This window comes from Salinimicrobium sediminis (assembly GCF_900215295.1).
In the GTDB taxonomy this organism is placed as follows: domain Bacteria; phylum Bacteroidota; class Bacteroidia; order Flavobacteriales; family Flavobacteriaceae; genus Salinimicrobium; species Salinimicrobium sediminis.
In genome coordinates this window covers 184,086-197,597 of sequence record NZ_OCMF01000003.1, presented here as the reverse complement: position 1 = coordinate 197,597, position 13,512 = coordinate 184,086, and the positions used below count along the sequence as shown (strand labels likewise).

Here is a 13,512-nt window from a genome sequence, read left to right as displayed (position 1 = left end):
TTTGAAAAAGCTGCTTTTTTTTAGCCTGACCTTCTTATTGAGCCTGAACGCTTTGGCAGAGGATATTTATAAGCGTACGCTGAAGCTCATGGGAAGCAGATTTGAGATCACAGTGATCGCCGGTAATAAAGCTGAAGCAGACGAATATATTGACCTGGCAGTCATTGAAATAGTAAGGATCGAAAAACTCATTTCTTCCTGGGATCCCAATTCGCAGACCTCTGAGATCAATCGCAATGCCGGACTTAAGGCGGTAACAGTGGATCGGGAACTTTTCAATCTCATCCAAAGGGCTATTAAAATTTCAGAAATCACTGACGGCGCTTTTGACATTTCCTATGCTTCAATGGACAGGATCTGGAAGTTTGATGGCAGCATGAATGAAATGCCTTCCGAAGAAGAAATCAAAGCTTCGGTGGCAAAAGTGGGATTTAAGAACATTCTTCTGGACGAGAAGAATTCTACTGTTTTTCTGAAAAATTCAGGAATGAAAATTGGTTTTGGAGCCATAGGTAAAGGCTACGCGGCAGATAAGGCGAAGGACCTACTTCTTTCAAAAGGTGTCCCGGGAGGGATCATCAACGCCTCCGGGGACATGAATACCTGGGGCAAACAACCGGATGGGCGTGAATGGATGGTCGCACTTACGAATCCATTGAACAAGGACCAAGCTTTTGCGCTGCTACCTCTCAGGGAAGGTGCCGTGGTGACCTCTGGAGATTACGAGAAATTCGTAAAGTTCAACGGCGTTCGCTATTCGCATATTATAAATCCAAAGACGGGATATCCCGCTACCGGGATCATAAGTGTGTCTGTCTTTGCACATAAAGCAGAATTGGCCGATGCTTTGGCGACCTCGGTGTTTGTATTGGGCAAAGATGTTGGCCTCAACAGGATTGATCAGCTGCCGCAGGTAGAATGCATCATTATAGAGGCAAATGGGAATATTAGTACCTCCAAAAACATAAAAATTAATTCTCCATGAAAAAGATAATTTTAGGATGTTTTGTTTTGGCTGCCCTTCAATCCTGCTCGGCGGTAAAGGAATACGAAAAAGTAAATATCAATGATCCGGATATGGATTTGTCGCTAAGGAGTACTGAAAGGTTTGAAACAAATTTCCAGGCTTACCGGGAAGCGGCAGCAGGAGCTAACGGAGGTAAAACAGGCGGCGGATGCGGTTGCAACTAAAGGTTCAAAAATGAAAAAACTGGGGATCATTTTATTCTTCTCCTGTTTTATAACAGGTGTAGCACAGGAAATTCCTGAAGAGGAAGGCTTTAAAAATCGTGTTTTGGAGAGTACAGAGGTGGAATTTCTCACCAGCCTTTACACCCAGGACGGCGATAATGCTGCGGTAAGCGGAGGTATAGGAACTGAAGAACTTACAGACTTTACCCCAACCTTTGTGGTATCTATTCCCCTGAATGCTGACGATGTTTTGACAATAGATGCAGGAATCTCGGCATACACCTCGGCTTCTTCCAGCAATGTTGATCCCTGGGACAACGGCGGACCAGCCGACCCATTTACTGCTTCTTCAGGTGCATCCTCCAGCGATATTTGGGCAAATTTCAACGGCACCTACAGCCATAGTTCAGACGATCGAAACAGGATCTGGACTGCCAAACTCTCGGTTTCTTCGGAATACGATTATTTCTCTATTGGCTTCGGCGGAGGCTATGCCTGGTTGTTCAATGACAAGAATACTGAAATTGGAATCACTGCCAATGTATATCTCGACACCTGGAATGCCATCTATCCTTATGAGTTGCGGTTCTTTGAGGCTAACGGACCCGGGTTGAACAGCAGTTTTTTCAGCAACATTCAGGGAAATGGAATTTACGCGCCATCATTTTCGGAATTTGATAGCGAAACCCGAAATTCCTATGCTGTAGGTTTGAATTTTTCTCAGATCCTTTCAAAAGATCTGCAGGGAAGTCTTTCGGTTGATCTTGTGCAGCAGGAAGGTCTGCTCTCCACTCCTTTTCAGCGTGTTTATTTTGCTGACAGACCGGATTTTTATGTTGAAAATTTTCAATTAGCAGATGATGTAGAACAACTGCCCGGGACGCGTTCAAAGATCGCCGTTGGAGGACGGCTCAATTATTTCCTGAATTCCATATTTGTAGTGAGGACTTACTACCGCTTTTATACCGATGACTGGGGAATAAGCTCTAATACAGCTAAGGTGGAACTGCCGATAAAAATCTTTCAAAAATTTACCATCTATCCTTCCTACCGATACTACGATCAAACTGCAGCCGATCATTTTGCAGCTTATGAAGAACATGTGTCAACAGAAGAGTTCTATACTTCAGATAATGACCTTTCAAAATTTAAAGCCAATCAATACGGCTTAGGAATTCTTTACACGGATATATTTACAAATTTCCACCTCTGGCACTTCGGTCTTAAAACTGCCGATTTGAAATACAACTACTACAAACGCGACTCAGGTCTTACTGCACATCTTTTATCCGGGGGAGTAAAGTTCATCATGGAGTAACGGTTTGATAAATCCTGAAGTAAGAGTTTCCTTAGTTCCACTTAATTTATCATTTTAATTTTTGGATCGATCAAGAAGGTTTTAGGAGTTTCACTATTTACCCTTATCATGATATTATAATATTCCATGCCCTCTACTTTTTTATTTTTGATCTTCCCCATAATAATTCCGTCTTTATTAGGGTCTCGAAAAACGCCCTCCAGTATTTCTGATCCGCCTTCTGGTTTCCGGAAAATACCCAGCACATCTACCGTAACTCCAGATTGAGGTTCTAAAGCTTCTGCTCTCCAGTATATTTTCATATTTTTTTCAACAAGTGCAATATGTTCGGAGGGCGAACTGCTTTTTTCGGAAGACTCTGAGCGGTCATCAGAGATAAACACAAATTCATTTTTAGTATCTTCTGTAATGTTTTCAGTATCAACCCTCAAGAGTACATTAGTATCCTTTTCCGCTGCAACATAAGGTTCTGTTGCAGAAGATACCCCGACATTTTTAGAATGATCCGGTAACATAGCTATTTGCGCGGAAAGAACCTGCTCCTCTAAAGGTTTTGTTTCTCTTTCGTTACAGGACGGGCTGAAAAAGCTCAGCAGTAAAATTAAATGAACCGGTAAAAAACGTAAGGTTTGGAACTTTCTCATAGCTATTGATTTACAGTCTTAAGTTATCACTTTCAACCAATTAAACCGGCAGGTCTCTGTTTTTTTAACAATCTAAATCTCTGATAATGCTGCTCTTCTATGGAATGATTAAAGAAGTTTCAGGACCTGCTTTCATTTTCCAGCAGTTTTTGCCGCCCGGCTTTTCCGGATTATTAGGTTCTTTGAAGTACTTATTCCGTTTTGAGGTAAAAGTGGTGTGGAAAAAATTTAAATTTTAAAAACTTCCCATTTTTTCCCCGGATTTCGAACAGTAATAAGTTGTGGAGATATCCATTTAGCTTCTATCGCCGGAGGTTTTCTCAGTTTTTCTTTTGAAAAGCTAACAGGAAACGGGCCGGAAAGGTATTTTAAAACTTCTCCGTTTTTATCAAGTAGCACCACATCATATTTATAGGATTTTACCTTTATATCAAGCAGGTTATTCCGCCCTAAAAAAGGTCTCTTCGATCTTAAGTGCAAGTGCCTGCTCATTATTAAAGTTAGAGACATTCAAATATTGAGGTTCAATGACGACTTTGCCCGTTGCATCTATAAATCCATAATAAGTTATTCCACCGACTTTTTTATTTACAATTGCCATTCCGTCGGAGAGCATCAAATATTTCTGAGATAGCACCCCAAGATCATTGCCCGTGGTTTTTACCTCATGGTGTACCAGATCGTCCCGAAAATCAACAACTAAATCTCCTTCCGAATTTATAAACCCCCATTGATTGTTTTTCATAACGGGGATAAAACCGTCATGTAATGGTCCTACTACCTGAAGATCCTTAATCTCCTGTGACACACCGGCAGCTGAGAACAAGAAAAGCATTAAAAAAAGATAATTTTTCATTTCTTCCATTTTTTACACCCTTCAATTTAAAAATTGGCCCGAATATAAATGATGATAAATATCATTATGTCAGTTCTTTAAGCTTTGGCAGATATAAATAAGACTCTGAGATTCATTACAAAGGAATCTCTCCTTTTGGAGAGCCCCTCTCAAAATTTATTTTTCCAGTTCCATTTTTCCATTGATGACAAAAGTCATCATTAATAGAACCTAAATTTCTTAATTTCAAATGTTTATACATGAAATAAGACAGATGATGTTCAAGGACAGAAAAGAAGCAGGTATTCTTTTAGGGATTTGCTTAAAGAAATTCAGACATCTGGAGCCTGTGATCATGGCTGTTCCCCGGGGTGGAGTCCCGGTAGCTTATGAAGTTGCAAAGGTTTTAAAAGCGCCTATGGATGTCATCTTTACTAAAAAAATAGGACATCCCAATAACAGGGAATATGCCGTTGGGGTCGTGAGTTCTAAAGGATTTTCTTTTGATCCTGTCATTTCAGGGGTTCCACAGCAATATCTTGTGGAGGAGGTCTCGAGATTACAAAAGCTGGTAAAAGAAAAAGAAATGGCATATCATAAAGAGGTTAAAGCTCAGGACATTAAAAAAAGGTGGGTCATTTTAATCGATGACGGCGTGGCCACCGGCAATACCATCATCGCGGCCGCAAATCTTTTGGCACAGCAACATCCCGCGGGAATAATTGTTGCGCTACCTGTAGGACCTGATGAAAGCATACGTAAGTTAAACGGCCATCCGGTTATTAATGAGGTAGTTTGTGTTGAGACCCCCGAATACTTTGAAGGAGTAGGTCAATTTTACGAAGATTTTGATCCTGTTGAAGATTCAGAAGCCATAGCCCTGTTAAAGGATGCCGATACCTATCGAAATTCAAAATAAATCTTACTACTATGAAAAAACTGGAAAACAAGGTATGTGTGATCACCGGGGCCGCGGGTGGCATTGGACAGGCTACCGCAGAATTATTCCTTTCCCACGGCGCCAATCTAATGCTTGTAGATCTTAAGGAAGATGATCTTAAAAAGATCTCCCGGAATATGGATGCCGAAAGAGTGGCCTTTTTTGCGGCCGATGTTTCAAAACCCGGGGATACCAGGAAATTCACGGAAGCCACTCTCTCAAAATTTGGCAGGATAGACGTGGTCTTTTTAAATGCAGGTATAGAAGGTAAATTCCTGTCCATATCTGAATATCCCGAAGATGTCTTTGATCGTATAATTGCAGTAAATCTTAAAGGGGTGTGGCTGGGTTGTCAAAATTTACTTCCGGTGATGAGTAAAGGCGGTAGTGCTATTATCACTTCATCTGTCGCGGGACTAAAAGGCTTTCCACATTTAGGAGCTTATGTTGCGAGCAAGCATGGGGTTGTAGGGATCATGAGAACCGCAGCCCTGGAATTTGCAGATAAAGGAATAAGGGTTAATTCCATACATCCGGGACCGGTGAATAATCGTATGATGCGCTCCATTGAAGAGCAGATACATCCAGATGAACCTGCAGCTTCTCAAAAAGATTTTGAAGCCAGTGTGCCTTTTAAACGCTATGCCGAAAATTCTGAAATAGCAGATCTCGCACTCTTTCTGGCCTGCGACGATAGTAAGTATATTACCGGGACTACCCAGGTAATTGATGGAGGAATGATCATTGGCTAAAAAAACCTGTCCCGGCTGTATAAGCAGTCGGGACAATTTATTGCTAACAGTTCATCTTGATTTTAAGAGTCCTGTCCTGAAGAAGTCAAACTACAGGCTCTTGTTTTTCCGGCTCTTCTTCTGCCTTCTTTATATTCCTGATCCCTTTCAAAAGGGCATCAGGGTTAAAGGAAATACTATCTATTCCCGCTTTCACCAGGAATGAAGCAAATTCAGGAAAATCACTGGGAGCCTGTCCGCAGAGACCGATCTTCTTTCCTGCCTTGTTGGCTTTCTCTATAGCAAGAGCGATCATTTGTTTAGGCGCCGGATTGTTTTCATCAAACAGAGAACTTATTAACTGGGAATCACGGTCAATCCCCAGGGTTAGTTGGGTAAGGTCATTAGATCCAATGGAAAAACCATCAAAGACCTTGGCGAATTCTTCGAGGAGGATCACGTTACTGGGTATTTCGACCATCACATAGATCTCAGTTCCATTCTCTCCCCGTTTTAATCCATTCTCGGCCATCAGGTTTACTACCTTCTTTCCTTCTTCCACGGTCCGGCAAAAAGGGATCATCAATTTGACATTTTCAAGACCCATTTCTTCCCTTACCTTTTTTATGGCGCGGCATTCAAGAAGGAATCCCTCCCGGTACAGGTCATGATAATAGCGGGAAGCGCCTCTAAATCCTAACATCGGATTTTCTTCTTCGGGTTCGAATTGCTTCCCACCAATGAGATTGGCGTATTCATTGGTCTTAAAGTCGCTCATGCGAACAATGACTTCCTTGGGATAAAATGCCGCGGCCATGGTTGCAATGCCCTGGGCCAACTGGTCGACAAAATATTCTTCTTTTTGAGGATAATTTCTCGTCAGGTCATTGATCTGCTTCCGGGCCTCTTCATTTTCAAGTTCATCAAATTTTATGAGCGCCATAGGATGCACCTTCACCATGTGCGTGATGATAAATTCCATTCTAAGAAGACCTACCCCGTTGTTAGGATAAAAGGAGAGCTGAAATGCTCTTTCAGGATCAGCAAGAATTAATTTGGCTTCGGTTTCGGGCATCTTAATCTCACCAAAGTCGATCTCTTGTGTCTCATATTTCAGCTCTCCCTGATATACGAACCCGGTTTGTCCTTCCACACAGGAAACGGTGATCATCTCCGCGTCCTTTATGTTTCGGGTAGCCGCTCCCGAGCCTACCACTGCGGGAACGCCAAGTTCCCTGGCTACAATAGCTGCATGACTGGTACGCCCCCCACGATCTGTAACGACACCGGAAACTTTTTTAAGCAGGGGATCCCAGTCGGGGCTGGTGGTCTCAGTTACGAGGATATCTCCTTTTTTCAGTTTATCGGCCTCCCGGGGGGATTCCAGAATTCGGGCAGGTCCCACCGCTATCTTCGATCCGATAGCATTTCCTTTAGCGAGTACTTTTCCCTTTTCCAAAAGCTTATATTGCACCTGAAGTTCTTCTTTGGCAGTTGCATGTACAGTTTCGGGGCGAGCCTGAATAATAAACAGTTCATTTGAAATTCCGTCCTTGGCCCATTCAATATCCATGGGCTTCCTGTAATGTCTTTCAATTTCAAGAGCCCATTTGGCAAGATCCATGATCTCCCGGTCACTAAGTACGAACTGGTCCTGCTTGCCTGGTTCGGTATCCATGTTCATGGTCGAAGCATGTCCGTTAGATCCCGCATAGACCATCGTTTTTTCTTTGGCACCCAGTTTTTTCTGAATGATCGCCATTTTTTCTTTTTCGAGGGTAGGTTTAAAGACATAGAATTCATCAGGATTCACCGTTCCCTGAACTATATTCTCCCCCAGACCCCAGACTCCGGCTAAATGAATGACATCCCTGAAGCCCGACTCAGGATCTATAGTAAACCCAACACCCGAGCTGCCCCGGTCTGATCGTACCATTTTCTGAACCCCGACAGATAAAGCCACATCCCGGTGTTTAAAATTCTTGTCTTCCCGGTATTTAATTGCTCTGTTGGTATAAAGGGAGGCAAAACAATTCTTCACTGCCCAGAGCAATGCTTCCTCGCCGGAAATATTGAGAAAGCTATCATGCTGTCCGGCAAAACTGGCCTCAGGAAGGTCCTCGGCGGTGGCACTGCTTCTTACAGCCACCTCGATATGTTTTTCTCCACTCAATTCTTTGTAAGCTTGTTTTATTGCCTGCTCAAGATCCTGTGAAAAATTTCCTTGTAAAATTAGCTTCCGGGCCTCCCCTCCTATTTTGTCAAGGTTGGAATATTCCTTTCGATCCAGATCTTCAAGGAGGTTTTCCAGTTTTTCATCCAGCTCATTTTCTTTAAGATAACTTCTGAAAGCTTCAGCGGTAGTAGCAAAACCATTCGGAATTCTCACTCCATGTGAAGCAAGATCACTATACATTTCCCCCAAAGAAGCGTTTTTCCCTCCTACTACAGGAACATCCTTCATTCCAATCTCTTCGAATTTCCGTATTAACATATTCATATCGGATGTATTTTATAATTAATACTGTACAATTTGGTACCCCATATTCAGAAGAAAAATGCCCAGCAAAAACAGGAGAAAATAAAGGGTTTGAACCAGTTTTACATTGAGAACCTCCAGTCTTCTGGTTGTAGGCTGCGGAAAAACAAAAAGTCCCAAACCAAAGAAAAGAGCGGCCCAACCCAGAAAAGTGATAATAAACCGCCAGTCGGGCTCCCATTTGTTGTGGAACAGGACACTTAGTAATCCCACAACTATAGCTATAAATGCTGAAAGGATCTGAAATTTTTCATCCTTGAGGTCATCAAATATTTGCCTTATCCTTACCGGGTTGAAGCTTAGCACAAAAAAGAATATCAACAAGTACCAACCCCAGAATTTTGCCAGGAACAGTGAAACTTCCATTTTCCCACATTTTAGTTAGTAAATGAATTTACAAAAGTTAACTCCCTTATTCCATGACATTTGTCATTGAGTAAAGGATGATTATAATTTATTTTAGCAGTACCGGAACCTCTATCCCCAACAATTACTCCCCTAATATTAATCAACAAAATTCCTGATCATGAAGGCGATGTTGCTGGAAAAGGTGGTAGATATGAAGCAGGACCCACATCCGCTGGTCCTTTCTGAAGTACCCAAACCTCAACCCGGCGAAAGGGAGGTCCTTATTAAGCTGAATGTCTGCGGAGTTTGTCATACCGAGATCGATGAGATCGAAGGAAGAGCTATGCCGGCTTTTTTCCCTATCATTCCCGGACATCAGGGAGTGGGAATTGTGGAAAAGTGCGGGAGTGGATGCAGAGAGTTTCAGCCGGGAGACCGGGTGGGAGTTGCCTGGATCTATTCTGCCTGCGGAAAATGTCATTTTTGCGCTTCCGGATTAGAAAACCTCTGTGAATATTTCCGGGCGACCGGAAGAGACACCAACGGGGCTTATGCTGAATATATGTGTATCGGGGAAGATTTCGCCGTGAGAATTCCGGAAGCACTTAGCGATGTGCATGCAGCACCGTTGCTTTGTGCCGGAGCGATAGGATACCGCTCTTTAAGACTTGCCGCTCCCAAAGACGGGCAGAACGTTGGATTAATGGGGTTTGGAGCCTCGGCGCACCTTGTGATCAAGATGCTACGGCATTTACATCCATCTCTGAATATCTACGTCTTCTCACGAACAGAAAAAGAACGGGAATTTGCACGGGAATGCGGTGCAAACTGGGCTGGGGACATTGGAGATCCTGCCCCGGTTAAGCTAAACAGTGTTATCGATACCACCCCCGCATGGAAGCCGGTTCTTGAATCTTTAAAAAATCTCGAAAGAGGCGGCCGTTTGGTGATCAATGCCATTCGCAAAGAGAATACAGACCGGCAGGTTCTAAACGGAATTTCTTATGAGGATCATCTGTGGCTCGAAAAAGAGATCAAGACTGTTGCAAATATTACCACTAAGGATGTCCGGGAGTTTTTAGAGCTAGCTGTAGAAGCAGAAATATTGCCCAGGGTCACGGAGTATCCACTGGAAATGGCCAATATCGCCCTTTCAGAAATTAAAAATAAAAAGATAAAAGGAGCGAAGGTCATAAGAATCAGTCATTAGAGATTTTATGCTCTAAACTTAGAAGTTAGTTGATAAATATCATCCTTTTCCTCTCTTCTACTGATTATATTAGGTATAAGATTTTTTTCCCCTTATATATCCTGCAATTCCATATTGCCTTCTATAAAAGATCAATACATTATCTGAACTGATTAAAAATAAAGATCATGAAAAATATACTTGTTCTTACCGATTTTTCCGAAGCAGCTGAAGTAGCATCAGATCAAGGTTTAAAGATTGCAAAGATCCTTGAAACCGGAATTACTTTCCTACATCTAATATCCACTCCTGTAGAATGGCGAAAAATTCCCCTGGAAAAAGAAAATCTATACCCGGAAACAAAAGCCGCAATAGGGGAAGCAAAAGACAAACTCTTTAAACTGGAGCGAAAAGCTAAGGAATCGAATGTGGAGGCACATACTTCTCTGGTATACAACTTAGGAATGGGTGAAATATATACCTATATCAATGAAAAAAATTACGAGCTGGTAATTATTGGAGCTCATGGAAAAGCAGATGAGAAAAAACCTGTTGGCACCAATACTCTCATGATTGCCCATAAGTCTCCGGTTCCAGTTTTAATTCTGAAACCGGGCGTTAAACCTAATCTAAGAAGAAAGTGGATCATTGTGTCAGATTACCTCGAAAAGTCTTCAGAAATTTTGTCTCTATTCATGAACATCGCCTCTAAACTCAATGCATCGGTGCAGCTCCTGTATGTTAATACCCCTTATTACTTTCTGGAGACTCCTCAGATTTACGAAAAGCTGGACAAGTATATTTCAAAATATTCAGATATGGATTTGACATATATGATCATTGATGCTTTTAACGAAGAAAGGGGAATCGAATTTTATGTCAACCTCTCGAATTGTGATGTAGTTGGTTTAATAGTTCACGGGCACAGCGGGCTAAATCCGGTGTTCAGAAGGAGTATTCTAGAAAAGGTTCTCAATCAAATTGATCTGCCTGTGATTACTTTAAATGCAGATAGGTTAAACATTGGCAAATAAGGTTTTTCTATACATAGAGGAATCTAAATTAAATCCTTGTATTTGAATTAAAGTGTCAAATTAAAACGTTTGGTCCCTTGTGACAGAAGAAGAGTGGCTAAAGAAAACAACATTATCAGAGTCAATTGGTGGAAATTCAATGGGACCAGATCTAAAATTTCTCTAAATAAAGGAATAGAAAAGGCGCCTACAACAATTGAAACAGAAAAAATTATCGCTCCCCAGATCCAGCCGTTTGCAGTGACTTCATTAATAAAAAAAGATATCTTTCTATTGGGGAGGTTAAATACGTTTAACAGTTGAGCAAGTATTAAGGTATAGAAAGCCATATTGTTTATTTCGGCCCAGGAATAGGTTTTAAAACTGTAGGAGTATACAACAATGGCAACTACCCCTATTGCAATTGATAAACTATACATTATTGTTGACCTCCAAAGTAGCTTAGTCATAATAGGCTCCTCCGGGTTTCTTGGAGGTTTATTCATAACACTTTTATCTCCTTTTCCCATCCCCAGGGCAAGAGCGGGAAAGATGTCGGTGACCAGGTTGAGAAATAGAATTTGCAGAGGTAAGAGATTTATAGGCAGGCTACTGAGGGAAAGAATTCCCACTACCAGAATCTCTGCCAGGTTACAGGACAAAAGAAATATTACAAATTTCCTGATATTCCCGAAAATATTTCTTCCCTGTCTAACTGCTAATTCTATTGAGGTAAACTTATCATCTAAAAGAATTACATCGGCTACTTCTTTGGCGGCTTCAGACCCTCTTATTCCCATTACGATTCCAATATCGGCCTTTTTTAATGCCGGGGCATCGTTAACCCCATCCCCAAGCATACCTACAACTAATTTATGTTTTTGGTAAAATTGAACCAGGTCCAGTTTCTGTTTGGGTACCATTCTAGCAAAAACGGTAGTGTTTAAAATTTTTTCTCTAATCGTTGGGTTATTGACATCCACTATTTCGCTGCCAACCATTACAGAACCAGAGTCCTTTCCCTTTTCTATTAATCCTATCTCTTCGGCAATTTTTTTGGAGGTTCCGGGATGATCTCCCGTGATCATCACAACCTTTATTCCTGCTTTTTTGTAAATATCTATGGTTTGCTTCACGTCCTCACGCGGCGGGTCCAAAAAACCGAGAAACCCGATAAAAATGAGATTTTTAAAATAATCTTCAGCATTGGGTTTATTTTCGGCTTCTTTATAGGCAAAAGCCAGAACCCTCAACCCTTCAGATGCCGTTTTAGATGACACAGAGTACCAACGTTCTTTATTGTCGAAAGAAACCACTCCTTCGCTTGTTAATATCCTGTCACAGGATTCAAGAATATTTTCCACTGCTCCCTTGGCCATCACCTCGTAAGTGTGTGAACTTCTATGTAAGGTGGCCATACGTTTATTTTCAGCATCAAAAGGTATTTCACCAACTCTCTTCTTATCAGTCCTGATTCCTGCAGTATCAAATCCTGTTCTTTCCGCGAATTCCAGAAGGGCAGTTTCAACAGCATCAGATCTTTTAGCTGCATCGCTGAGTCCACAATCGTTGCATAGAACCGATACCTGTAAAATTTTATTTAAAACCTGATCCTGCAATATATTAGAATCGATTAGGAAGTCATCCCTGGACCGAAAACCGTTGGCTGTTACCACTTTTTCGACCATCATCTTATTTTCTGTCAAAGTTCCCGTCTTGTCTGTACATATTATTCCTGTTTCACCCAGAGTTTGTACGGCTTCCAATTTTTTAATGATTACGTTTCGCCTGGAAAGTCGTATCATTCCCCTTGCTAATGCTATAGTAGCTACAATAGGTAGTCCTTCCGGGATGGAAGCCACGGCAAGAGCAATTGCTGTTTTAACCATTAACATTAAGTCCTTGCCCTGGAGGTATCCTGTCAAGGCAATGACAAAAGAAATAGAAAGTGTGAGCCAGATGAGTTTATGACTTAGTTTTCCAAGTTTTATTTCAAGGGGTGCCCGTTCCTTTTCTGCCTTCTGAGTAAGGCTGCTTATCTGCCCAATGCAAGTATCATCCCCTGTTTTAACGACTATAACTTTTGCTTTACCTCTTGAAACAATAGTACCATTAAAGACCATATTCATTTGATCAACAAAAGAAGTTTCTTCAGGAAAAACATCGACATTTTTTTCAACCTGGTTACTTTCCCCTGTAAGTATAGCTTCTTTTACAGCAAGGGATCTACACTCTATTATCCGGCAGTCAGCAGGAACTATATCTCCCGCATTCAGGCAGATGATATCTCCGGGCACAAGATTGCTTGCTTTAATGGTGTCAGGTTTTCCGTTTCTAATTACCGTTGCGACAGTTTCAGTCATTTTTCGGAGAGCTTTAACCGAAGAAATTGCCTGCCATTCCATCAAAAATCCAATAAAGGATGTGATAAGAATTACTGAAAGAACAGCAAAACCTTCAAGCCATTCATTAAAGGCAAAAGAAAGAAGCATCGCTACTGCGAGCAGGTAGACTATCGGGTTTAAAAATTGATCGGCAAAAATGAGGAATAGATTACGGGGCCTTTTGGTAGTGAGAATGTTGCGGCCATAAATTTGAGATCTCCTTTTTACCTCCTCATCGTTCAAACCCTGCTCCGGGTTACTGTCAAGCTTTTGACAAACCTCATTAACATTTAATGAATGTGGTGCTTTGATCATGGGAGATCAATATTTCATTTCAACACTAATATTAGAGAAATTTTTATTTTATTTAGTTGATAAAT

General features: G+C 41.5%; 12 protein-coding genes. 7 read left to right on the top strand and 5 right to left on the bottom strand.

The features are described from left to right. The first annotated feature begins 1 nt into the window (after window position 1). From CRO16_RS11955 to CRO16_RS11945, 3 genes are read left to right on the top strand one after another with little or no spacing between them, the layout of a single operon-like run. A complete protein-coding gene (locus tag CRO16_RS11955; RefSeq protein ID WP_245859031.1) occupies window positions 2-985 on the top strand; it encodes an FAD:protein FMN transferase in 984 nt (327 codons plus the stop codon). Next, window positions 982-1,191, top strand: a complete 210-nt coding sequence (locus CRO16_RS11950) for a DUF4266 domain-containing protein (RefSeq protein WP_097056623.1) — start codon at window positions 982-984, stop codon at window positions 1,189-1,191. Before CRO16_RS11955 ends, CRO16_RS11950 begins: the two co-directional genes overlap by 4 nt. Before the next feature lie 10 nt (window positions 1,192-1,201). Then, window positions 1,202-2,509 carry a DUF3570 domain-containing protein gene (locus CRO16_RS11945; RefSeq protein ID WP_097056622.1) on the top strand — a complete coding sequence of 436 codons (1,308 nt, stop codon included), beginning with the start codon at window positions 1,202-1,204 and terminating at the stop codon, window positions 2,507-2,509. 41 nt (window positions 2,510-2,550) lie between these two features. On the opposite strand, the gene CRO16_RS11940 is transcribed toward CRO16_RS11945, so the two are convergent. Both CRO16_RS11940 and CRO16_RS11930 read right to left on the bottom strand, forming a co-directional pair. Next, window positions 2,551-3,153 carry a hypothetical protein gene (locus CRO16_RS11940; RefSeq protein ID WP_097056621.1) on the bottom strand — a complete coding sequence of 201 codons (603 nt, stop codon included), beginning with the start codon at window positions 3,151-3,153 and terminating at the stop codon, window positions 2,551-2,553. Between the two features lie 439 nt (window positions 3,154-3,592). Next, a complete protein-coding gene (locus tag CRO16_RS11930; protein ID WP_179670535.1) occupies window positions 3,593-4,009 on the bottom strand; it encodes a WG repeat-containing protein in 417 nt (138 codons plus the stop codon). Window positions 4,010-4,238: 229 nt separating this feature from the next. Here CRO16_RS11930 and CRO16_RS11925 point away from each other — a divergent pair, with 229 nt between their 5' ends. Both CRO16_RS11925 and CRO16_RS11920 read left to right on the top strand, forming a co-directional pair. Then, a complete protein-coding gene (locus CRO16_RS11925) occupies window positions 4,239-4,907 on the top strand; it encodes a phosphoribosyltransferase (protein ID WP_097056618.1) in 669 nt (222 codons plus the stop codon). Window positions 4,908-4,918: 11 nt separating this feature from the next. Beyond that, window positions 4,919-5,680, top strand: coding sequence for an SDR family NAD(P)-dependent oxidoreductase (locus tag CRO16_RS11920; protein ID WP_097056617.1), 762 nt, complete (start codon window positions 4,919-4,921; stop codon window positions 5,678-5,680). Window positions 5,681-5,765: 85 nt separating this feature from the next. On the opposite strand, the gene ppsA is transcribed toward CRO16_RS11920, so the two are convergent. Together ppsA and CRO16_RS11910 are read right to left on the bottom strand one after the other, a co-directional pair. After that, on the bottom strand, window positions 5,766-8,159 hold the full coding sequence (ppsA, locus tag CRO16_RS11915; protein ID WP_097056616.1) for a phosphoenolpyruvate synthase: 2,394 nt from the start codon (window positions 8,157-8,159) through the stop codon (window positions 5,766-5,768). An 18-nt stretch (window positions 8,160-8,177) separates the two neighbouring features. Further along, window positions 8,178-8,564 (bottom strand): hypothetical protein, encoded by a 387-nt coding sequence (locus CRO16_RS11910; RefSeq protein ID WP_097056615.1) that lies wholly within the window; start codon window positions 8,562-8,564, stop codon window positions 8,178-8,180. Window positions 8,565-8,724: 160 nt separating this feature from the next. Here CRO16_RS11910 and CRO16_RS11905 point away from each other — a divergent pair, with 160 nt between their 5' ends. Together CRO16_RS11905 and CRO16_RS11900 are read left to right on the top strand one after the other, a co-directional pair. Beyond that, entirely contained in the window at window positions 8,725-9,756 is a 1,032-nt protein-coding gene (locus tag CRO16_RS11905; protein WP_097056614.1) for a zinc-dependent alcohol dehydrogenase family protein, read from the top strand. A gap of 167 nt (window positions 9,757-9,923) precedes the next feature. Continuing rightward, entirely contained in the window at window positions 9,924-10,769 is an 846-nt protein-coding gene (locus CRO16_RS11900; RefSeq protein WP_097056613.1) for a universal stress protein, read from the top strand. Between the two features lie 47 nt (window positions 10,770-10,816). On the opposite strand, the gene CRO16_RS11895 is transcribed toward CRO16_RS11900, so the two are convergent. Continuing rightward, complete coding sequence (locus CRO16_RS11895) at window positions 10,817-13,447, bottom strand: cation-translocating P-type ATPase (protein ID WP_097056612.1); 2,631 nt, start codon at window positions 13,445-13,447, stop codon at window positions 10,817-10,819. Window positions 13,448-13,512: the final 65 nt, after the last annotated feature.

Bases quoted from the DNA above. Each gene is read 5' to 3' on its own strand.
- CRO16_RS11950 (WP_097056623.1), top strand. From the start codon at position 982: ATGAAAAAGATAATTTTAGGATGTTTTGTTTTGGCTGCCCTTCAATCC.
- CRO16_RS11945 (WP_097056622.1), top strand. From the start codon at position 1,202: ATGAAAAAACTGGGGATCATTTTATTCTTCTCCTGTTTTATAACAGGT.
- CRO16_RS11940 (WP_097056621.1), bottom strand. From the start codon at position 3,153: ATGAGAAAGTTCCAAACCTTACGTTTTTTACCGGTTCATTTAATTTTA.
- CRO16_RS11930 (WP_179670535.1), bottom strand. From the start codon at position 4,009: ATGAAAAATTATCTTTTTTTAATGCTTTTCTTGTTCTCAGCTGCCGGT.
- CRO16_RS11925 (WP_097056618.1), top strand. From the start codon at position 4,239: ATGTTTATACATGAAATAAGACAGATGATGTTCAAGGACAGAAAAGAA.
- CRO16_RS11920 (WP_097056617.1), top strand. From the start codon at position 4,919: ATGAAAAAACTGGAAAACAAGGTATGTGTGATCACCGGGGCCGCGGGT.
- ppsA (WP_097056616.1), bottom strand. From the start codon at position 8,159: ATGAATATGTTAATACGGAAATTCGAAGAGATTGGAATGAAGGATGTT.
- CRO16_RS11910 (WP_097056615.1), bottom strand. From the start codon at position 8,564: ATGGAAGTTTCACTGTTCCTGGCAAAATTCTGGGGTTGGTACTTGTTG.
- CRO16_RS11905 (WP_097056614.1), top strand. From the start codon at position 8,725: ATGAAGGCGATGTTGCTGGAAAAGGTGGTAGATATGAAGCAGGACCCA.
- CRO16_RS11900 (WP_097056613.1), top strand. From the start codon at position 9,924: ATGAAAAATATACTTGTTCTTACCGATTTTTCCGAAGCAGCTGAAGTA.
- CRO16_RS11895 (WP_097056612.1), bottom strand. From the start codon at position 13,447: ATGATCAAAGCACCACATTCATTAAATGTTAATGAGGTTTGTCAAAAG.